This window comes from Pseudomonas sp. Y24-6, assembly GCF_020295325.1.
Classification (GTDB): domain Bacteria; phylum Pseudomonadota; class Gammaproteobacteria; order Pseudomonadales; family Pseudomonadaceae; genus Aquipseudomonas; species Aquipseudomonas gregormendelii.
Genome location: NZ_JACBXG010000002.1, coordinates 370,671 through 392,329, shown reverse-complemented (window position 1 = coordinate 392,329; position 21,659 = coordinate 370,671). Strand labels below are relative to the sequence as shown.

Genomic DNA, 21,659 nt, shown 5'->3' with positions numbered 1-21,659 from the left:
GAAACGGTGTCCTGTCTTTCATGGGGCTCGTTCACATGGACACACCAACTGGTGATACCAACCATTGAAAAAACAGCCCTTATTCACGTCATTCGTTCATTCGTGCGTGTTACGACACACACCAATAATTTGGTATTCAATAGTGTGAAGCTTTCCAGCTGAGTCCTCATAGGTCATTCGAAAAGGTACAATGTTGCAAGAGCGAATTGGTGGGGTCATACTCACCACTTTTGCGATATCAAACTTCATTCTATAGTGATATTTCTGAATTTCCGGAGCGGTCTTGCCTTTTTGCGCAGCGTAGGCGGCCATTGCTTTCTGATTTGCTTCCATGGCGTTGACAACGTTGCGATCACCACGGCTTTCAGCGAATTCTATCGAAGGCAATGATTGCGTCAGTGCAACAATACTTAGTTTTAACAGACTCATAGCAGAGTCTCTTTGAAGTAGTTACAAAGCTGTTAAACTTAAGTACGTTAACGAGGTAAATCTTTATTAATTGTCTAATGAGAATTACTTATTTGTAATTTCCAACCGTTATCCTCACAAGCTCAGTGAAGTAACATAATCAGCCAAGCACAGTGCTTCCCCACCCCGAAGACGATTTTCGTAATCTAATAGAACTGTGATTTTAGAGTGGCATTTGTGTGTTCTGTTTATAAAGTTGTTGCCGATTATTTCACATAACTTCAAAATTCGAGGGATTAAGAGGGCTCATTGATCACGCTTTTCGAGAACATATCCAACACCGCGCAAGGTATGGATTAGCTTGTTGTTGAAAGGATCATCAATCTTGGCCCGAAGCCTTCTCATCGACACTTCAACAACATTGGTGTCGCAATCAGCACTCCGCCCCCAGACAGAGGACATGATTTGCGTGCGCGACAGCGCCGTACCAGTCTGGCGCATCAAGAGGTATAGCAGGGCGAACTCCTTGGTGGTCAGCTCAATCCGCTGCTCGCCTCGGAAGGTCCGGTGTCTACCAAGATCGAGTTCCAGGTCCCCGACACACAGCACGTCGGGCAATGCCGACAATACAGCGCGACGCATCAGAGTGCGTACTCGGGCCAGCAGCTCTGGAAACTCAATTGGTTTGACCATGTAATCGTCCGCGCCTAGGTCGAAACCCTTGATTTTTTCCTCCAGACTACCTTTAACGGTAAGTATCATGATGGGCGAAATAGTGACCTTGCGAATACTTACAAGTAGGCCCCAATCGTCACGTTGCGGTAGGTTTGCGTCAAGCACTACAAGATCATAAGCCTGTTGGCAGACCAAGCGTAAGCCATCGATTCCGCTGGCGACGCAATCAACGATAAATCCGCTTTCGGTCAGCCCCTGGTGCAAATAATGGGCAGTTTTCGGCTCGTCTTCTATTATCAAAATACGCATTTTTCATAAAGTCTCGACACTAAATAATAAATCATCCTTACACACGTATAGAAAATTTTATTTACCGATAAACTTCAACATATTTGCGTTGTACGATTTTAGTCAGTAAGGAGCTATTGCGCGCTGTTGTGGCTCCGTTATGTTATCGACGTCAAACATACAAACATACAAACATACAAACATACAAATATACAAATATACAAATATACAAATATACAAATATACAAATATACAAATATACAAACATACAAACATACAAACCTACACACTAAGTAGATCTTAGACTAATTGTCCGCGGCAGAGGGGGGATAACAAATTTGTAATTCTTCTGTCACCCTTCTGATAACTGTTCAGCAGTACATTGAGCCTGCAAAAAATCTATGCGTCATAGGATCCTGCGGTCGTGTCGACTTCTGATCGAATTCAGCCGGCAGAAATCGATCAGAAGTCTTTTAGACCATCAAATATTTATGAGTTAACAAAGAAACTGCGCACTTTGGGGGCGTAAATCTCGTTATGCCATCTCGCATTAGAAAAATGTTGTGGGCGGCTGGCCCACCGTCTCGTGTTTCGTCGTTGATGACGGCGTTGCTTCGGGCAACCCACGCCGAGGCTGTGACCAAACCTCAAATAGCATTGACCAATAACCCAAGCCTCGCAGATGCACAGTGGGAAATCCAAACTGCCCAAGCCGGGCAGCAACAGACTGATTTGATCCCCAATCCAGTACTAATAATAGATGCCCAAGCCTTCCGCGAAAATTCGAACACTACCAACGTTAAGCTCCGCCGGACACCGAAAAGGTGCCGCAAAAGTCACGCATGGATTGAGGTCGCATCTAAGAGTAAAGGCATAGTGGCGCTGGAGTCTAAACACTGCCGTAATGACTTGCGCCCCGATGATCGAAGTTTTTTACGGCGTCATGCTTGCACAGCAAGGTCTGATTTCAGCTCAGAGTTCGCACTGTCTGGCGGAACGATGACCAGCATCCGGAAGCGGTTGAACCTGGTGGGCGCTTCAACGCCGATTTTGTTTTTCGGCCGCAAACTAAAAAGCATTTCGTCGGAGGCTAGCCGCACCTATCAGTCTCGTGATATGCACAACGTCGCCGAACCGCGCCTGCGGTACGAAATCCATCTTGCTGTAGACAAGCGCTCGATGGCCCACAGAGAAAAGAAGTTCTTCAGTCAAGTGATCCTTCCCGCCGCACGAAGCGCCAAGGACTCCAACACTAATTTCTTTGAAATATCCAACCGCAAGTTTACGGGTGTTCTGGGCCCTCCGCGCACCCGTATCCAATACCTCGCTTCAGCACAACTACTGGCGTTCAAGGACGAATCGAGCGGATCTACAGCCACGTCACTTACTTGGGGTGCTACCTCATGAAAAAGATTTTCATCAGCGTGGGGTGTCTGGCGGTTTGGCTAGTCGCAGATCGCCAACTAGCTGACGAGAACGTTCAGGGTCACTGGTGCATCCACGAGTTGCACCGCGCTATTGGCGATTTTTTCTTACCTAAAATGTAGTGACACTCCAGTGGCAGTTCGCGCCTGGATACGTCGAGATTTTCCGGAGTACCCATGAATAACAAAGTACCAATTCGCAGTTGGGAAATCACACTCGGCAGCAATCAGTTAATTCTTGCAGTTTCGACTTGGCTTCTATTGTTTAGTAACTGGCCATTTTGGCGTGCTGTCTGGCAAGGCGTGGGAGGCCTACAAGACGGAAACACCATATTCGTGCTTAGCCTGCCTTGGTTCGTGTTGATTTGGCTCTACGTATTACTCAGCGTGATGGCTTGGGGACGATTGATAAAACCTGTGCTAGCTATCGTGTTGCTGGTTGCGGCAGCAACGAGTTACTTTATGAATAGCTATGGCATAGTAATTGATTACAGCATGCTAACGAATGTGATGCAGACGGACAGCTCCGAAGCCACGGAGCTGTTGAACTCGGATCTACTGCTGTGGATGCTGGGCTTTGGTGTTATGCCGGTGCTGGTTATCACTCGAGTCCGTTTGATTCAAAGATCGTGGTCCCGCGCACTTGCTCATCGATTCATGGGGGTGGCGGTAGCGCTCACCTGCTTGGCGATCGTCGTATTTACGCTTTATCAATCCTATGCATCGCTGATGCGTAATCATCGCGAACTCAGGTTGATGTTGGTTCCGTCGAATGTGGTTTCGGCAATTCATGGGTACACGCGTCGCCAGCTAGCAGTTCCCGCCGAATTAAAAACCATTGGTGCTGATGCCCGCCGTGAAGAAGCTACTGCTGGTGTACGCAAACCACGGCTAACGGTACTGATGGTGGGTGAAACCGCCAGGTCCGCGAATTTCTCCCTCAATGGCTATTCCCGGGATACCAATCCGGAATTGGCCAGTCGTGGTGTCTTAAGTTTTACCAATGTCAGCTCATGTGGAACAGCTACGGCCGTTTCCTTACCCTGCATGTTTCTGGATGTGGGTAAAGAAGGCTACAAAGACGGTATGGCGTTGCGCAGAGAAGGACTATTAGACGTGTTGCAGCGGGCCGGCGTATCGGTCCTGTGGAGAGACAATAATTCGGGTTGCAAAGGCATTTGCGACCGAGTACCAAATGAAAAATTGAACAATCAGAAATCGACGGGATTATGTAGAGCTGACGAGTGTTACGACGAAGTCTTATTGCAAGATTTACAAGCCTACTTGGATCAACAGCAGCGGGATTCAATCGTGGTGCTACACATGAAAGGCAGTCACGGCCCATCCTATTCCAAGCGCTATCCACCGGCGTTCGAACGATTCGGTCCCGTTTGCGATAATAATCAACTTGAACGTTGTACGCGCGAAAGCATTGTCAGTGCCTATGATAACAGCCTCGGTTATACGGACTATGTACTTGGGCAAACGATCGACCTGCTAAAGCGTAACGCTGAGCGTTTTGATACGGCGATGCTTTATGTCTCTGATCACGGTGAGTCCCTCGGCGAGAATGGGCTTTACTTGCACGGACTTCCTTATGCCATGGCTCCCAGCGAGCAGACTAGTATCCCCATGGTAATCTGGATCTCCAAAAACATGCAGTCGCGTCAAACCCTCGACTCCCAATGTTTGAAGGATCAGCGAGACGTATCACTGTCCCATGACAACTTATTCCATTCTATATTGGGGTTGATGGGTATTCAAACTACAGCATATCGCCCAGAGCTTGATCTGTTCAGTACCTGCCAGTCCAAAGCGTCAACACCGTTAAAGCTCGCGCAGACATTTGAGCGTCAATCAATGAAAACACCGAAATAAGTGGAGCTGCGAGAAAGATCTAAAATGACCCTATAGTATGAGCATACTTTGATTAGAAGCCATGCAACTAAATACTAATCGTTGCATGGCGCCACTTCTAACTCTTCCTAAAAATCGGCATCCGGGTGAGCTTTTTTAAGACTATTTAGTCAGCCACATCAAGCATCAAAAAAGCTGCAAAATTCTGCCGAGCTATTTTCTCAATACATTCACCCTGCACGTATAGATAAAATGTATAATTCAGGTGTTTAATTACAGTTTGGTTCGTTAGTGAATGTGCGTGAAACATCGACCGCGCCCAAGACCCCCAAAGTTTTGCGACCAATCAATACGGGGTAGTTCATGTCGCCTCGATCCTTCAGTGAAAACTCTTCCTTATAAATTTTATCACCTATGCACATCGTCATCATGACTACTGGACGATGTTCAGCGCCACCGGCGCCTCGAACCTTTACATTTCTTTCGACGCGTCGCTCGAAGAGTGCGTTACTCACCTTCTTAGTTTTTGTGTCTTTTACTTTAACGTTGAAACGAACCCATTCCTCTCCATTTTTACGGAATCGTTCTAAGTCTTTCGCATCCATCGAGGATGTAAGAGCCCCTGTATCTAACTTTACTTTCACAGCAATATTTTCTGGTAAAAGTATTCCTTCCTCAATCCACCCGTATACCCTTTCTGGATTAGCAGGTGTTGAAAAAGCTGGCTGCGCAACAAAAGCCAAAAACAAAGCCAGCCCAGAATAACTTAAAATATTTCTGACCATTTTAATCGACCCTTTTGATCTGTATCACGACGTATAAACGTTCATCCAGCTTAAATAAATACCACGACTCAGTTAGTGGACCATACCCTCATGATCGTCAGCCAGTTGATCGTGAAAATCAGATCCTTCCATTTGGACGGTAGTATGGCTGATGTGGAACTTATCACTCATAAGGCTGGTTACTTCAGCCAAGATAGCTTGCTCGCTGCGGGAAGCCGAGTCAGCGACAAGATGGACGCTCATAACACTTTTACCACTGGTCAAAGCCCAGATATGCAAATCGTGGATATTCTTGACCCCCTCAATGCCATAAAGCGTTGCCTCTACCTTCTCAATATCGATGCCCTCTGGAACCCCTTGCAGCAATATGTTCATGCTTTCCTTGAGCAATGACCAAGTCCTGGGCAGCACCCAGAACCCGATGCCAGCCGCGACAAGTGAATCAACCCAAGTCCAGCCGGTGAAACGGATCAAAAGAGCTGCGATGATGACGCCAATAGACCCCACCATATCGCTCCAGACCTCTAAATAAGCGCCCTTCACATTGAGGCTTTCCCCACTGGCAGCACTCAGTAGGCGCATTGAAACAAGGTTGACGATGAGCCCGAACACCGCAATGACCAACATGCCAGTCGACTGGATTTCCGCCGGGACTTTAAGTCGCAGATACGCTTCATAAACGATGTACATAGCGACTAAAAACAGCAAGACCGCATTGAAGGTGGCTGCAAGTATTTCAAATCGTGCGTACCCGAAGGTCCGCTTCCTATCCGCAGAGCGTTTGGCTATATGAATAGCGACCAAGGATATCGCCAAAGCCGCAACGTCCGTCAGCATGTGGGCCGCGTCGGATAATAAGGCCAGGCTGCCGGTGACAAAAGCTCCAATGACCTCCGCGACCATAAAGCTTGTCGTCAGGGTGAGTGCGATCCACAGCAACTTTTCGTGACCGGCGCGTACTTGGCCGTGACTGTGTCCTGAACTCATAACCTTTTCCTCAAACGCCGCTCGCTGAAACTCCAACCACCCAGGTAGCACCCTTGCTACGAGTCGATTGCAGGATATAAAGACCAGCTAATACCCAAAACCGTTCCATCTCATGAAACACCCTATTTCAGAATTGGTGCTGGTTCGAGGTATATCCCGATCAAAGCGCGAAATCGCAGCCTTAATCGAACATCTCCTGCAAAAATGATTTTTTGCGGTACGACTGTTGCCCCTGATGCCCACTCTGGTTTTGATGTCCACCATGACTTTGATGGCCGCTCTGGTGGCCACCTTCTCTCCAACCGCCACCGTGACTTCCTCGCTGATCTCCATGAGCTTGGCTATCTCCATGCTGGCTGTAACCGGGTTGTACTGCTGGAGGAGCATTCTGTACGGGTGGAATTGGGTTCTGTGGAAGAAACCTAACGGCCTCCTGTTGTTGGCTGCGCTCGATGATCTTGTCGAGTTCACCTCGGTCGAGCCAAACGCCACGGCATTGAGGGCAATAATCAATTTCGATGCTTTGGCGCTCAGTCATTACGAGGGCAGTATCTTTGCAGATCGGACATTGCATGATTTGATTTCCTTGTGTGGGCATGTAATTGAACACGAAGTCGCAGCTTTCGTATCACCGACGCAGTAGCCGCAGTCCGTTGAATACGACCAGCAGGCTCGCTCCCATATCGGCGAAAACAGCCATCCACAACGTAGCGTGGCCGGACAATGCAAGCGCCAAAAATACAACTTTGATACCCAAGGCCAGTCCGATGTTTTGCTTCAAAACAGAGGCACATCGACGACTCAGGCTAATAAAATCAGCAATCTTGCGTGGGTCGTCATCCATGATGGCGACATCAGCCGTTTCAAGGGCTGTGGCAGTCCCTGCGGCCCCCATCGCAAAACCAATGTCGGCTTGCGCCAATGCTGGAGCATCGTTCACACCATCGCCCACCATGCCAACAGTACCAAAGCGGCGTTTGAGTTCAGCGACGGCGGCTTGTTTATCCTCCGGCATGAGGTTTCCGCGTGCATCCTGTATGCCGAGCTGAGCGGCGATGGACTTGGCGGTTGCAGGGTTGTCACCCGTGAGCATCACCGGTACGACATTCAACGCTTTCAGAGCAGTTACGGCAGCAAAGCTTTCAGGCCTTACGGTGTCAGCCACAGCAAAAATCGCTACTGGACCGCTGGCCGCGCAGAGCACGATTACAGTTTTTCCTGCGTTTTCCAGTAGCGACAATCGGGCCTCAAGGGCCGGCGAGCATACGCCCAACTCTTCAACCAAGCGGTGGTTACCCAGGTGCCACGATTGACCGTCGATATTGCCTTTGACGCCACGACCGTTGAGTACGCCGAAGTCCTCAACCGGCAGAGTCGCCGCATCCGGTTGCTGTAATTTCCATCCGCTGACCAAGGCCTTCGCCACTGGGTGTGTACTGTGTTCGTCGAGGCTAGCTGCGATCTGCAAAGCCATCTCGATGGGCAGATCACCAAACGGCTCGTTATCGGTCAGTACCGGCTTGCCTTGGGTCAAGGTGCCGGTCTTGTCGAGCGCCACAACCTTAAGTAGTCGGCCGCTTTCAAGGTATGCACCGCCTTTAATCAAAATGCCATGCTTGGCAGCCGCGGCTAGCCCACTGACGACGGTAATTGGCGTTGAAACCACCAAGGCACATGGGCAGGCGATCACTAACAGGACCAGGGCCTGATAAAGCCAATCGCCCCAGGTTCCACCGATCAGTACAGGGCCCAAGACAGCGACCAAGAGGGCAAGAACCACTACAGCCGGGGTGTAATAACGTGCAAACTCATCTACAAATCGCTGAGTAGGGGCTCGTTGAGACTGCGCGTCTTGTATGGCTGCCGCGATACGAGCAAGAGTACTTTCTCCTGCTACGGCCGTCACAGTCGCTTCAACCACGCCGTCGGTAACGATACTGCCAGCGTAAAGTGGGTCCCCGACCTGCTTATCAACAGGTAGGCTTTCGCCGGTAATTGGAGCTTGGTCCAGTGCGGCGCGACCTGAGTCTATGCGGGCATCCAAGGGTACTCGCGAACCCGTGCGAACCCGAATACGACTACCAAGTAATACACTCGCCACCGGATGGTCTTTCCAGCCGCCATCAGTCATGACTTCAGCGGTTTCTGGCGCCAACGCGGTCAGCGACTTGATCGCGTTCCGCGCGCGCTCCAGAGAAAGTGCTTCGATAGCCTCAGCAACGGCGAAAAGGAAAACCACCATCGCGGCTTCGGGCCATTTACCGATGATGAGAGCACCAACGACAGCCAACGACATCAGAAAATAGATGTTCAGAGTGAGGTTCTTAACTGCAATCCAACCCTTTTTGAGGGTGGGCAAACCAGCGCTCAGAATGGAAAGAGCCGCAAGCACCATAACCGGCCAAGAACCTTCTTGTCCGGTTGTCCACGCGATGACTTCAGCGGCGATAGCAGCCAGGCCACTGATGGCCAGCAATCCTTTTAGTTTTGCGCTCAGGGCCGGGGGAACCGCCGATGGCGCGGCACCGGCTTCGATCAGGCTCGGCCCCATGTCCAACGCGACTAATGCGGTGACGATTGGCTGCGGATCATCCAAGCGGTGATGCACGGTCAACTCACGATTCAGGAGGTTGAAGTCGAGCCGAACAATTCCGGCCATCGGCTCCAGTCGGTTGCGGATCAAGCGCTCCTCTGTAGGGCAATCCATTTTATCGATGCGGTAGCGAACTCTACTGGTCCCTTTCGGGGCAGGGCTACTCTTAGTAATCGCAACACCATCAGTAGCTTGCGTGCCATGAGCACAGCACGCATCGGCATGATCGTGAGCATGCTCATGCTCATGCTCATGGTCGTGACCATGTTCTTTGTGATGCTTGGGTTCAGCAGCATTAACAGACCCATGTTGATGGTCAGATCCGCAACACTCTTCTTTCTTCTGTACGTGAAGACGGAGGACCGGCTTGAGCTTGTTTTCCTGGTTCATGGTGCTTCTACCGCTTGGGATAATTTCACCATTCAACAGCCTGTACCTACTACAGGGTCAAGCGCCCAATGAAGTTATTTGAAGCTGCTTTCGTGTGCGGATAGCTTGGTCCTCCATGGACATCACCTAATCCTCGGAAGGCAGAAGAGGGTTCAAAAACTTGATTTGAGGTCTCCTATTCGCCTATTTTTGGCTGCAATCTGTCCACAAACTCAGGTAAAAGATGAGATGTGGCCAGATAAAAATTGACTCAGATTTATAAACCAGCTCCGGTGTTATCACCTGACTTAGGCCTCTCGGCAGGCCGTTTATGCCCTGCATCCAATTGTAAGGGCCATTTGCACCGTCTACACTCCAGTCCATGAAACGCTATCTGCGGTTTTGCATCGTCTTCATGATTAGCTTGGCGCTTCCCCTCAGCGGGATGGCGGGCGTTCAGGCACCGACAGAACCATGCCCAATGAAGACGATGGGCATGGCGATAATGGACGACATGGGGATGGACTGCTGCAACGATATGAAAAGCCCTTCCGAGCACGGCAAACCTTGTAAGCCGGGCCAGGAATGCAAGACAGGCGGCATGCTGCAAGTCTCGATCCTCAAGCCTCCTGTAACCGTATTCAGCCCCGTAGTGCTTTACTTCTTCAGCGATTCCCTACCCGTACAGACCCCGTCCGGGGTATGGCGACCGCCTCGCGTTTGATTCCTGTCCCACATTGAGCCTCATTCCGCGTTAGCGGGATGGACTAGCTGCGCGCATGTCTTTTGACGCGTGCAGTGGATGATCACAGGAATCGTAAACATGAACTCCAAGTGCTATTGCACAGGCTGGTCCCTCGTGGCCGGTCTGGCGGCAAGCGTACTGGCATTGCCGAGCTTCGCTGCCGCATTGACACTCGATGAAGCGTTGCGGCTGGCCGAAAACAATGCACCGTCGCTGACCGCACAAGACGCCAAAATTCAAGCTGCCAGCAGCGCGGCTATTCCAGCCGGTGAACTACCTGACCCCAGGCTACTGTTGGGTGTGCAGAACTACCCCATTGGCGGTCCGGATCGCTGGAGCATCGATCAGGACTTCATGACCATGCAAGTGGTCGGGGTCAGGCAAGAAATGCCCAACAGCGACAAGCGCAAAGCGCGCATAGAAGTGGCCGATGCGGCCATTGATCGCGCCGCTGCGGAGCGTCGAGTCGAACGTCTGAAAGTACGCCAGTCCACGGCGTTGGCCTGGATCAATAGCTACTCGGTTGAGCGCAAAGATGCGCTGTTCCAGGACTTCTACAAAGAAAACCGCCTGTTGACCGATACCGTCAGGGCCCAGATTGCCGGTGGCCGCGCTCAACCCGCCGATGCGGTGACGCCTAAGCAAGAAGCGGCTCAACTGGCGGAGCAACAGGACGATCTGATTCTCCAGAGAGCGCAGGCCCGAGCAGCCCTCAAACGCTGGATTGGCTCCGCCGCCAACGACAAGCCTGTGGGCAGCTTGCCGCATTGGCCCGTCGATACCTCCGGCTACGCCCATAAACTGCAACACCACCCCGAGTTGGCAGCGTTTGCGCCGATGACCCGCGAAGCGCAAGCCAAGGTTCGTGAAGCCGTGTCGGAGAAGCAGTCGGACTGGAGCTGGGAGCTGGATTATCAGCGTCGCGGCCGTGAGTTTGGCGATATGGTCAGCGTGCAATTTTCCTGGGAGCTGCCGCTGTTTCCTGACTCGCGCCAAAACCCCAAAATCGCAGCCAAACAGGCTGAACTCAGTCAGCTTGAGGCCGAGCGCGAAGCTCTGTCACGCGAGCACACTCAGCAACTAGAGAGCGAACTGGCCGACTATGAGCGCCTGAATCGTGCCGTGCGCCGAAACCAGGAAAGCCTGTTGCCGCTGGCCAAGGAAAAGGTCGAACTCAGCATGGCCAGTTATCGCTCGGGCAAAGGCGATTTAAACGCCGTTGTTGCTGCCCGACGTGAACTCATCGAGGCCCGCCTCAAACAGATCGACGTGGAAGAGCAGCGAGCGCTGACCAGTGCGCGGTTGTATTTTGCTTATGGGGAGTCCAGCCAATGAGCCTTAAAAAAGGGAACGGGGCATTGCTGGTTGGCATCTCGCTGGCCTTAGGTGTTGCCGGTGGTTACTGGTTGGCGCATCAGCGTATGAGTGGACTACCAAATACCACACAAGAGCAGAGCCTCAATTCACCGGGCGAACGCAAAGCACTTTATTGGTACGACCCCATGTACCCGCAACAAAAGTTCGATAAGCCGGGTAAGTCTCCCTTCATGGACATGCAACTGGTCCCGCAGTACACCAGCAGCGCAGGGGACCGAGCGACCGTCAGTATCGATCCAAGTCTGACCCAAAATCTCGGCCTGCGTTTTGCGACAGTCAGCCGTGCGATCTTTGATTCCAGCCTCGACGTGACAGGTGTGTTGGGATTCAACGAACGTGATGTCGCTGTGATTCAGGCGCGCACCCCTGGCTTTGTGGAGCGGGTCTATGCCCATGCTCCCGGCGATGTACTCAAAGCCAACGCGGCGCTGGCGGATGTTCTGGTGCCTGAGTGGGCCGCTGCCCAGACAGAGTTCCTTGCCCTGAAACGCAACGGGGATGCTGCCCTGTTGGATGCGGCCCGACAACGACTGCGGCTCACAGGGATGCCGGCAGCACTGATTACCGATGTAGAGCGTGGCGGTAAGGTTCAGCCCTACCTGACGCTGACCAGCCCCATTGCCGGTGTACTGCAAGAATTGAACGTACGTGCGGGAATGACCGTGGCGACTGGCGATACTCTGGCACGCGTCAATGGCTTGAGCAGTGTCTGGCTAGCCGTGGCCGTTCCAGAATCGGATGCCGGATCAATCACCGTGGGGCAGGCGGTCGAAGCGCGCCTGCCAGCTTTCCCAGGGACAATACTCAACGGCAGGGTCAGCGCGATTTTGCCCGAGACCAATCCGGACAGCCGCACTCTTCGCGTACGTGTCGAGTTACCCAATCCGGACGGACGCCTCAGACCGGGTTTGACAGCGCAGGTACACCTGAATCGTTCGACCGAGCAAAGTGTGTTGTGGGTGCCGAGCGAAGCGGTGATTCGCACGGGCCGACGTGCCTTGGTGATGCTCGCCGCAGACGCCGGCCGCTACCGTCCCGTGGCGGTGCAACTCGGGCAGGAAAGCGATGGCAAGACGGCGATATTGAAAGGTCTGGAAGAAGGCCAGAAAGTGGTTACCTCTGGCCAGTTCCTGCTCGACTCGGAGGCCAGTCTTAAGGGCATCGTTGCAAGCTCGGAGGAAGAGTCACCACCCAGCGCAGCAGCCTCCAGCTTTCATGAAGCGGATGGGCAGATCGTTGAGATCAACGACAAAGAAGTCACGCTCGCCCATGGTCCTTTCAAAACGCTGGGTATGCCTGGCATGACGATGACGTTCCCACTCGCCAACCCGGCGCTGATGCAGGGCTTCAAAACGGGTGACAAGGTTCGGGTTGCGGTGAGTCAGACCGACGATGGCCTGCGTGTTGAGCGCCTGGAAAAATCGGGGAGCCAGCCATGATCGCTGCCCTGATTCGTTGGTCAGTGGCCAACCGATTCCTGGTGCTACTGGCGACGCTGTTTGTCACGGCGTGGGGCATTTGGTCGGTGCAGAGCACGCCCATCGATGCACTGCCAGATCTCTCGGATGTTCAGGTGATCATCCGCACCCCTTTTCCGGGACAAGCGCCGCAGATTGTCGAGAACCAGGTGACCTATCCGTTGGCCACCACCATGCTCTCGGTGCCGGGTGCCAAGACGGTGCGTGGCTATTCCTTCTTCGGTGACAGCTTCGTTTACGTGCTGTTCGAAGACGGCACTGACTTGTACTGGGCGCGCTCGCGGGTGTTGGAGTATCTGAGCCAAATACAAAGTCGGTTGCCGGCCAGCGCCAAGCCGGCGTTGGGACCGGATGCGACGGGGGTGGGCTGGATCTATCAGTACGCACTGGTGGATCGCAGTGGAGGACACGATCTGGCGCAGCTACGCGCACTTCAGGACTGGTTCCTCAAGTTCGAACTCAAGACCCTGCCCAACGTTGCAGAAGTAGCCACCGTGGGTGGCATGGTCAAGCAGTACCAGGTCCAGCTTGATCCGCTCAAACTGGCCAGCCTCGGTATTACTCAGGCTGAGGTGACCGAAGCCATCGGCAAGGCCAACCAGGAAACCGGTGGCGCGGTGCTGGAGATGGCAGAGACCGAGTTCATCGTGCGTGCTTCCGGCTACCTGAAGACGCTCAATGACTTTCGGGCGATCCCGCTCAAGCTGGCTTCGGGAGGAGTGCCAGTAACCCTTGGCGATGTCGCCACGATCCAGTTGGGACCGGAAATGCGGCGTGGCATTACTGAACTCGACGGCGAAGGCGAGACCGTCGGCGGCGTGGTGATTTTGCGCAGCGGCAAGAATGCTCGCGAGACCATTGCCGCGGTCAAGACCAAACTCGACGAACTGAAAAGCAGTCTGCCGGCCGGGGTGGATATCGTCACCACCTACGACCGCAGTAAGCTGATCGACCGCGCCGTGGAAAACCTCAGCCACAAGCTCATCGAAGAGTTCATCGTTGTCGCGTTGGTGTGTGGGATCTTCCTCTGGCACCTGCGCTCATCTCTGGTGGCGATCATTTCGCTGCCGGTGGGGGTGCTGATTGCCTTCATCGTCATGCGCTACCAGGGCATCAACGCCAACATCATGTCCTTGGGCGGGATAGCCATCGCCATCGGCGCCATGGTCGATGCCGCCGTGGTGATGATCGAGAACGCCCACAAGAAGATCGAGGCATGGCACGCGGCCAATCCGGGGGAAGAACTGAAGGGTGAACGTCATTGGCATGTAATGACCGAAGCGGCGGCAGAGGTAGGCCCGGCGCTGTTCTTCTGTTTGTTGATCATCACTCTGTCTTTCATTCCGGTGTTCACCCTGGAAGCTCAGGAAGGACGGCTGTTCGGTCCTTTGGCTTTCACCAAGACCTACGCCATGGCCGCAGCGGCGGGATTGTCAGTGACCTTGGTGCCGGTGCTGATGGGCTACTGGATTCGTGGACGAATTCCCAGTGAACATCAGAACCCGTTGAACCGGTGGTTGATTCGGATCTATCAGCCAGCCCTGGACGCAGTCTTGCGTCGACCAAAGATCACGCTGCTGGTGGCACTATTGGTTTTTGTCAGTGCGCTATGGCCAATGTCTCGCTTGGGTGGCGAGTTTCTCCCCCCGTTGGACGAGGGCGACCTGCTCTATATGCCTTCAGCTCTGCCGGGATTGTCAGCGCAGAAAGCGGCACAACTGCTGCAACAGACTGACCGTCTGATCAAGACCGTGCCTGAAGTCGAACACGTCTTCGGTAAGGCGGGGCGCGCTGAAACCGCCACCGACCCCGCACCGCTGGAGATGTTCGAAACCACGATCCAGTTCAAGCCGCACGAGCAATGGCGTCCAGGCATGACCCAGGAAAAGTTGGTGGAAGAACTGGATCGAGTGGTACGAGTCCCTGGGCTGACGAATATCTGGATACCACCGATTCGTAACCGTATCGACATGCTGGCTACGGGGATCAAGAGTCCCATCGGAGTGAAAGTTGCCGGCACCAACCTGACGGAGATCGATGCCGCGACTCAGGCGGTTGAGCGAGTGGCCAAGGACGTGCCCGGCGTCAGTTCGGCTCTGGCCGAGCGTCTGACCGGTGGTCGCTATATCGATGTGGATATCGACCGCAAAGCCGCCGCCCGCTACGGACTGAATATCGCCGATGTGCAGTCCATCGTGGCCGGCGCTATCGGCGGTGAAAACGTCGGCGAGACCATTGAAGGGCTCGCACGCTTCCCGATCAACGTGCGCTATCCACGGGAGTGGCGTGACTCGCTCGGCGCCCTGGAGCAATTGCCGATCTATACCCCGCTAGGTAGCCAGATCACCCTCGGCACAGTGGCGAAGGTCAAAGTCACGGACGGTCCACCGATGCTCAAGAGCGAGAACGCACGACCTTCGGGCTGGGTGTACGTCGATGTGCGGGGGAGGGACATTGCGTCGGTGGTCGCTGATCTACGACGGGTCGTCAATGAGCAGGTCAAGTTGCAGCCCGGCATGAGCCTGAGCTACTCAGGGCAGTTCGAGTTTCTCGAAAGGGCCAACGCACGACTCAAACTGGTGGTGCCTGCCACGCTGTTGATCATCTTCGTGCTGCTCTACCTGACTTTTGCCCGCTTCGATGAGGCCTTGCTGATCATGGCCACTCTGCCATTCGCTCTCACGGGCGGGGCATGGTTCCTCTATCTGTTGGGGTTCAACCTGTCAGTCGCCACCGGGGTCGGCTTTATCGCCTTGGCCGGTGTTTCCGCCGAGTTTGGCGTGATCATGTTGCTCTACCTGAAGAACGCCTGGGCCGAACGTGAAGACCTCGGCGACAGCACTGAGCTCGGTCTGGTTGCGGCGATTCGTGAAGGCGCCGTGCAGCGTGTTCGACCCAAGGCCATGACCGTGGCCGTCATCATTGCCGGCTTGTTACCCATCTTGCTGGGCAGCGGGACCGGCAGCGAGGTGATGAGCCGCATTGCTGCGCCCATGGTAGGCGGCATGGTCACGGCACCCTTGCTTTCCCTGTTTGTCATTCCGGCAGCCTATCGCCTGATGCGTCGCCGGCACCTCTCCGTTGAAACCGTCAAACCTGAAGGAAGTGTCGTATGAAACTGACCCTGATTGCAGTTGCCAGCACCGTAGTAGCGTTGTCTTTTTCTGCCCTGGCAGAGGACATGCCGGGTATGAAGATGGACGGTATGGAGAGCAAGCAGATGACTGAGGAAACAAAGCAGGCTCCAGTCGCGAATGCCGATGGAACGATCAAGGCTATCGATACTGTGAAGCATACGGTGACTATCTCTCACGGCGCTGTGCCTGCCGTGCGATGGCCGCCGATGACCATGGTCTTTTCCGTAACGCAAGATAAGTTGACAGGGCTGACGGCCGGAGACCGTGTATCTTTTTCCTTCCTGATAGAGGGTGGTAGAGCTACGATTGTGTCCATTCAAAAGTGAAACAGCGGTGGTGAAAGTGGCCGGCGCGCTTGTCGAGCCGACCATTATCACTAAATCTGCAGGTCAGAAAAATGTACGCCTCGTTTTGAGTCGCGAGCAGTCGAGATGCGACGAAGTTGAGGCCGGTCTCTGTTGGGCTTCTTTTCCTTCCCTTTGGCGAATATCTTTCTGACCAGACCAATGGCTGCCGTTGACCCATTTCCGTCCGATGTGGTGCTCGAACGTGAAACAGCGGGCGTGTAGTCGAGCTTTTAGCTGACATCTTTGCCGATGCGCCGGAGAGTGCAGCCGCTCGTCGCAATAACCGGCAGGAATGGCCTCTATGCACGGTTATCCAGTGACTGGATCTGCTCTGCGCGCGAGCATAATGATGCGTCTTCTCTAATTACGAAATGAGAACCGGACGATCATGAGTGGGAGCGAGCGCTGGATAGTCAAATGCCAGGATACTGAGGATGGTAGCGGTGATGTCATCGTTGATTTACCCCCAGAACTGCTTGCCAAAATGGGAGTAGGTGTGGGGGACGATCTGACGATTACGGTAGCGGACGGCGCAATAGTGCTGAAGCCTACGCATGGAACAACATCAGTGCAGCCCGTGTTTGCTGGAGTCCTGCTTGATGAAGCTTATCATGCCTACCGCATCCGGCTGGAGGCGTCTCTTAATATCCCCTCAAACGCCTCTGACCAGGACATTCACGACATTATCGTAGCTGGCTTCTCGGCCAGCCTGATCCAGTCGCTTTGCGACGTTGGAACTATAAGTCCGGAAGAACGCGACAGAATTATTCCACTCAAAATGCTCAAAACAAAATTGGTCAGCAATCAGCTTTTAACGGTGGATGAGAGTGATCGCCTGTTCCGCTTTGCACATATTACCGCCATGGCCGATGTGATCTTCGGGGACGCAGAGAAGGCCAAACAATGGCTTTCCAAACCGAAATCCCGGTTTTCGGGTAAAAGTCCAACAGCGATGCTCACTACAACTCACGGCACACATCGGGTCGAACAAATGCTGATTGAGGTAAATGAGGGCATGTCATTTCGATCTAACCGCAGCTAAGTAGAACCATCACAATTGGGTACGCGCCCCCAAGGGCATTTTTGTCAAAATATTCATTCAGCTGGCATGCTCCGTTAAGCCGTTTACCCCTGAGTTCACTGAGCCGGTGGTGTCACAATATTTTGTTCGGCTGCAATCTCGACTTTAAAAAGGCTCCCGCGGGTAGTGTCAAACTATGTTGTTATAAACTCATCCCGTCATTCGGATATCGTTATGCGTTGTGTCAATCTATGTTGTAAAAATGGCATCGCGGCAGGTTCCGTAAACGACTGATTTTATTGGTTTCCGTGTGTCAAACTATGATGTTGGGCACCAAACTTAAGATCGCATCCATCGAGCTCTTGTAGGAGCTGCCGAAGGCTGCGATCTTTTGCTTTTAACAAAGAGCAAACCTTCCATGGATCGCTTCCAGGAAATGCAGGTATTCGCCGCCGTCGCCCAAGCCCAGGGCTTTTCGGCGGCAGCGCGGCATTTGGGTATGTCGGCAGCCAGCGTCACTCGCGCAGTCGCCGCGTTGGAGAAGCGCATCGGCACGCAGCTGCTCACGCGCACCACCCGCAGTGTCCACCTCAGTGAAGCGGGGCAGCGTTATCTGGAGGATTGTCGGAGAATTCTTGGCGAAGTGCAGGAAGCCGAGGATTCGGCGGCGGGCAGTCATGCCCAGCCCCGTGGGCAGTTAACGGTGACCGCCCCCGTTCTGTTTGGCGATCTTTTTGTCACACCGATCATGGTGAGTTACCTGACGCGGTTTCCTGAAGTCAGCATCAACGCTTTACTGGTTGATCGAATCGTCAGCATGGTCGAGGAGGGTGTTGATGTCGCCGTGCGCATTGGCGAGCTGGCCGACAGTAATCACCATGCTATTGGGGTGGGTGAGGTTCGCCGGGTCATCTGTGCGTCGCCGTCCTTTCTCCAGGCTCACGGCCGCCCGGTGCACCCGCAGGATCTTGCCCAAGTGCCGGTCATTGCGACTTCCGCGACAGGGCTGCAACGCAATTGGCCATTCCTCGACGCCGGCAATTCGCTGAGCGTGCGTCTGGAACCGCGGCTGACGGTGACGGCTAATCAGGCCGCAATCAGTGCGGCTTGCCTGGGGCTGGGTCTCACTCGGGTGCTTTCCTACCAGGTGGCGAATCAGGTCAAAGCAGGTGAGCTGGAAGTTGTGCTCGCGGAGTTCGAACTGCCACCGCTGCCCATTCATGTCGTCTACCAGGGCGGCCGTAAGGCACCGGCGCGCATTCGCGGCTTCGTGGATTTTGCAGTCAATGAACTGCGTGAACATCCGTCCCTGCGTCGCTGAATTATTGCTCTAAGTGAAATAATTGATTGCGAATGCTGGTGATTCTATAGCTCCGGGGATTGGTGGAGGATGGCTTTCCTCGGCGCTGAGCTCCTCATCTGCGCCCCAACTGCGGAGTTCACCATGCAAGCGATCAAACTCTATAACTTCCCGCGCTCCGGCCATGCACATCGCGCCGAGCTGATGCTGTCCCTGCTGCAGCTACCCACTGAGCTGATCTTCGTCGACCTGGCCAAGGGCGCGCACAAGCAGCCCGAGTACCTGGCCCTCAATCCTTTCGGGCAAGTGCCAGTATTGGATGATCAGGGAGTCATACTCGCCGATTCCAATGCGATTCTGGTTTACCTGGCGCACAAGTATGGCAACGGTCGCTGGTTGCCAACGGATCCTGTGGGAGCCGCCAGGGTGCAACGCTGGTTGTCGGTGGCTGCGGGGCAGATTGCTTTTGGTCCGGCTCGTGCTCGGCTGATCACAGTGTTCGGTGCGCCCTACAATGCCGAAGAAGCCATCACTCGCGCCCACGACCTGCTCAAGGTTATGGACCATGAATTGGCGGATACCCCATGGCTGGCCGGAACCGAACCTACGATCGCCGATGTCGCTGCCTACAGTTACATCGCCCATGCGCCTGAAGGCAATGTGTCACTCGAGGCTTACGCCAACGTGCGCGCCTGGCTGGCGCGTGTAGAAGCCTTGCCAGGGTTTGTGCCGATGCCGCGCACCGTCGCTGGTTTGCAAACCACTGCCTGATTCAGGGGAGATGCCGTTATGGAACGTTCACCGTGGCACGTCGGCGAAAGACAGTTGCAAGAGCATGTCGGAGTAGCCGAGCGCATGGAGGCATTCGGGCGCAGGGTGATTCGCCGCGAGATGCCGGATCAGCACCGCCAGTTTTATCAGCAACTGCCATTCATGCTGTACGGTGCGGTGGATGCAAACGGTGATCCGTGGGCCAGCGTGCTTGAAGGCGCGCCTGGATTTGCCCACTCGCCGCAGCCCGGTGTGTTGCAATTCGACAGCCTGCCGGGTGCCGATGACCCGGCGCAATTGACCCAAGGCGCCGCGATCGGACTCCTGGGCATCGAGCTGCACACCCGGCGCAGGAATCGTCTCAATGGCCATGTCGGCAACCTGACAGCCAAAGGCTTTGACGTCACGGTTGACCAGTCCTTCGGCAATTGCCCGCAGTACATTCAGTTGCGTCAGTTTCATACAGTCCCGCTGGCAGAACCTTCGTCGCGAATTGCTGAACGCCTGGGCGCGCTGGATTTCGCGGCCCAGGACATGATTACCCGTGCCGACACCTTCTTCGTCGCCAGTTATGTAGACATCGACGGCCAACGCGCGGTCGACGTATCGCATCGCGGTGGTCAGGCCGGATTCGTCCAGGTGCATGGCAATCGACTGACCATTCCGGATTTTGCCGGCAATCTGCACTTCAACACCTTGGGCAACCTGCTGGTCAATGCTCGGGCGGGCCTGTTGTTCATCGATTTCACTTCCGGCGATCTGCTGCATCTGGCGGGTCGCACTGAAATCATCCTCGATGGCCCACAGGTGGAAGCCTTTCAAGGTGCCGAACGGTTGTGGACCTTCGACGTAGAGCGCGTGGTGCGTCGCCCGGCAGCTCTGGCTCTGCGCTGGCGCTTCGACGGAGTCTCGCCCAACAGCCTGATGACCGGCACCTGGGAGCAGGCGGCTGCGCGGTTGCAGGCCCAGGCGTTGGGCGATCGCTGGCGGCCATTGCGAGTGGTGCGCATCGAAGCGCAAAGCCGCAACATTCGCTCGATTTATTTCGAACCAGCGGATAATGCAGGGTTACCGGTGTTCCAGGCCGGTCAGCATTTGCCGTTGCGATTTGATATCGGCGGTGAAAATTACATCCGCACCTACAGCCTGTCGAGTGCTCCCTCCGACGATTTCTTCCGTATCAGCGTGAAGCGCGAGGGATTGGTATCTTCGTTCCTGCACGATCAGCTCAAGGTCGGTGATGTTCTGGAAGCTCGTGCACCCCAGGGACATTTCACCGTGGCGCCCCACGAGCGACGGCCGCTGGTGCTGCTGGCGGCGGGCGTTGGCATCACCCCGTTGCTCTCGATGTTGCGCGAGGTGGTGTACCAGGGCCTGCGCACCCGGCACATTCGTCCTACATGGTTGTTCCAGAGTTCGCGCACGCTCGACGACCAGCCATTTCGCGCCGAGCTGGATCAACTCCTGGAAACGGCGGGAGATGCGGTAAGGGTGCTGCGCCTGCTCAGCCAGCCGGAAGAAGGATTACTGGAGGGAGAGGACTTTGATCTGAGCGGACGTATCAGCACGGCGTTGCTCAACAACATCCTTGAAGTGGAAGACTACGACCAGCCGGATTTTGTCCTGTGCGGCCCTGGAGGTTTCACTCAGGGTCTGTATGACAGCCTGCGGGAGCTGGACATTCGCGATGCGCAGATTCACGCGGAAACCTTTGGCCCTTCGACTCTCCGGCGTCAGCCTGACCCTGATGCCGTGGTGATCGAACAACCGCCTGCGGCGACTACCTCGGTGCCGGTGGTGTTTCAGCGATCGGCCAAGGAGGCCCGCTGGCAGCCCGACGGAGGCAGTTTGCTGGAGTTGGCGGAAAGTCGTGGTTTACGACCGGAATTCAGTTGCCGTGGCGGTTCATGCGGCACCTGCAAGACGCGCCTGTTGAGCGGCCAGGTGAGTTATTCACAGCCCCCGGCGGAGATTCCCGGTGAGGGGCAAGTGTTGATCTGCTGCGCGGTGCCGGCGCAGGGATCACAGCCTTTGGTGCTTGACCTGTAGGAGCTGTCTCGTGGAACGAGGCTGCGATCTTTTGAACCTGAAACCAAC

Annotated in this window: 17 protein-coding genes; 11 read left to right on the top strand and 6 right to left on the bottom strand. The window is 54.4% G+C overall.

Annotation, left to right across the window (positions count from 1 at the left end; genetic code table 11):
* Positions 1-96 precede the first annotated feature (96 nt).
* The gene (locus HYI44_RS05520; protein ID WP_045061364.1) at positions 97-429 is read right to left on the bottom strand and encodes a DUF2790 domain-containing protein; all 333 of its coding nucleotides are present in this window, start codon (positions 427-429) and stop codon (positions 97-99) included.
* A 285-nt stretch (positions 430-714) separates the two neighbouring features.
* Complete coding sequence (locus tag HYI44_RS05515) at positions 715-1,392, bottom strand: heavy metal response regulator transcription factor (RefSeq protein ID WP_090470194.1); 678 nt, start codon at positions 1,390-1,392, stop codon at positions 715-717.
* Between the two features lie 579 nt (positions 1,393-1,971).
* Between HYI44_RS05515 and HYI44_RS05510 the strand changes: the two genes are divergently transcribed.
* Both HYI44_RS05510 and HYI44_RS05505 read left to right on the top strand, forming a co-directional pair.
* Entirely contained in the window at positions 1,972-2,778 is an 807-nt protein-coding gene (locus HYI44_RS05510; protein WP_147282609.1) for a hypothetical protein, read from the top strand.
* Positions 2,779-2,972: 194 nt separating this feature from the next.
* Positions 2,973-4,673, top strand: coding sequence for a phosphoethanolamine transferase (locus HYI44_RS05505; protein WP_045057964.1), 1,701 nt, complete (start codon positions 2,973-2,975; stop codon positions 4,671-4,673).
* 248 nt (positions 4,674-4,921) lie between these two features.
* On the opposite strand, the gene HYI44_RS05500 is transcribed toward HYI44_RS05505, so the two are convergent.
* The 4 genes from HYI44_RS05500 to HYI44_RS05485 all read right to left on the bottom strand — a co-directional run bounded on the left by HYI44_RS05500 (position 4,922) and on the right by HYI44_RS05485 (position 9,407).
* Positions 4,922-5,437 carry an ATP-dependent zinc protease gene (locus HYI44_RS05500; protein WP_090470184.1) on the bottom strand — a complete coding sequence of 172 codons (516 nt, stop codon included), beginning with the start codon at positions 5,435-5,437 and terminating at the stop codon, positions 4,922-4,924.
* A gap of 72 nt (positions 5,438-5,509) precedes the next feature.
* Complete coding sequence (locus tag HYI44_RS05495) at positions 5,510-6,424, bottom strand: cation diffusion facilitator family transporter (RefSeq protein WP_045058199.1); 915 nt, start codon at positions 6,422-6,424, stop codon at positions 5,510-5,512.
* 181 nt (positions 6,425-6,605) lie between these two features.
* Positions 6,606-6,962 (bottom strand): zf-TFIIB domain-containing protein, encoded by a 357-nt coding sequence (locus HYI44_RS29350; RefSeq protein ID WP_232392850.1) that lies wholly within the window; start codon positions 6,960-6,962, stop codon positions 6,606-6,608.
* A 90-nt stretch (positions 6,963-7,052) separates the two neighbouring features.
* Positions 7,053-9,407, bottom strand: a complete 2,355-nt coding sequence (locus tag HYI44_RS05485) for a heavy metal translocating P-type ATPase (protein ID WP_045058201.1) — start codon at positions 9,405-9,407, stop codon at positions 7,053-7,055.
* Positions 9,408-9,768: 361 nt separating this feature from the next.
* Here HYI44_RS05485 and HYI44_RS05480 point away from each other — a divergent pair, with 361 nt between their 5' ends.
* From HYI44_RS05480 to HYI44_RS05440, 9 genes are all read left to right on the top strand, one after another.
* Positions 9,769-10,110, top strand: a complete 342-nt coding sequence (locus tag HYI44_RS05480; RefSeq protein ID WP_045058202.1) for a hypothetical protein — start codon at positions 9,769-9,771, stop codon at positions 10,108-10,110.
* Between the two features lie 99 nt (positions 10,111-10,209).
* On the top strand, positions 10,210-11,466 hold the full coding sequence (locus tag HYI44_RS05475; RefSeq protein WP_090470168.1) for a TolC family protein: 1,257 nt from the start codon (positions 10,210-10,212) through the stop codon (positions 11,464-11,466).
* The gene (locus tag HYI44_RS05470) at positions 11,463-12,947 is read left to right on the top strand and encodes an efflux RND transporter periplasmic adaptor subunit (protein WP_045058204.1); all 1,485 of its coding nucleotides are present in this window, start codon (positions 11,463-11,465) and stop codon (positions 12,945-12,947) included. Before HYI44_RS05475 ends, HYI44_RS05470 begins: the two co-directional genes overlap by 4 nt.
* On the top strand, positions 12,944-16,102 hold the full coding sequence (locus HYI44_RS05465; protein WP_115146705.1) for an efflux RND transporter permease subunit: 3,159 nt from the start codon (positions 12,944-12,946) through the stop codon (positions 16,100-16,102). The genes HYI44_RS05470 and HYI44_RS05465 overlap by 4 nt, the downstream gene beginning before the upstream one ends.
* On the top strand, positions 16,099-16,449 hold the full coding sequence (locus HYI44_RS05460) for a copper-binding protein (protein WP_045058206.1): 351 nt from the start codon (positions 16,099-16,101) through the stop codon (positions 16,447-16,449). The genes HYI44_RS05465 and HYI44_RS05460 overlap by 4 nt, the downstream gene beginning before the upstream one ends.
* A gap of 409 nt (positions 16,450-16,858) precedes the next feature.
* Positions 16,859-17,512 carry an antitoxin Xre/MbcA/ParS toxin-binding domain-containing protein gene (locus HYI44_RS05455; RefSeq protein ID WP_082069125.1) on the top strand — a complete coding sequence of 218 codons (654 nt, stop codon included), beginning with the start codon at positions 16,859-16,861 and terminating at the stop codon, positions 17,510-17,512.
* Positions 17,513-17,909: 397 nt separating this feature from the next.
* On the top strand, positions 17,910-18,812 hold the full coding sequence (locus tag HYI44_RS05450; protein ID WP_122840925.1) for a LysR family transcriptional regulator: 903 nt from the start codon (positions 17,910-17,912) through the stop codon (positions 18,810-18,812).
* A 123-nt stretch (positions 18,813-18,935) separates the two neighbouring features.
* Positions 18,936-19,562 (top strand): glutathione S-transferase family protein, encoded by a 627-nt coding sequence (locus HYI44_RS05445; RefSeq protein ID WP_122841278.1) that lies wholly within the window; start codon positions 18,936-18,938, stop codon positions 19,560-19,562.
* An 18-nt stretch (positions 19,563-19,580) separates the two neighbouring features.
* Positions 19,581-21,611 carry a pyridoxamine 5'-phosphate oxidase family protein gene (locus HYI44_RS05440; protein ID WP_225568926.1) on the top strand — a complete coding sequence of 677 codons (2,031 nt, stop codon included), beginning with the start codon at positions 19,581-19,583 and terminating at the stop codon, positions 21,609-21,611.
* Positions 21,612-21,659: the final 48 nt, after the last annotated feature.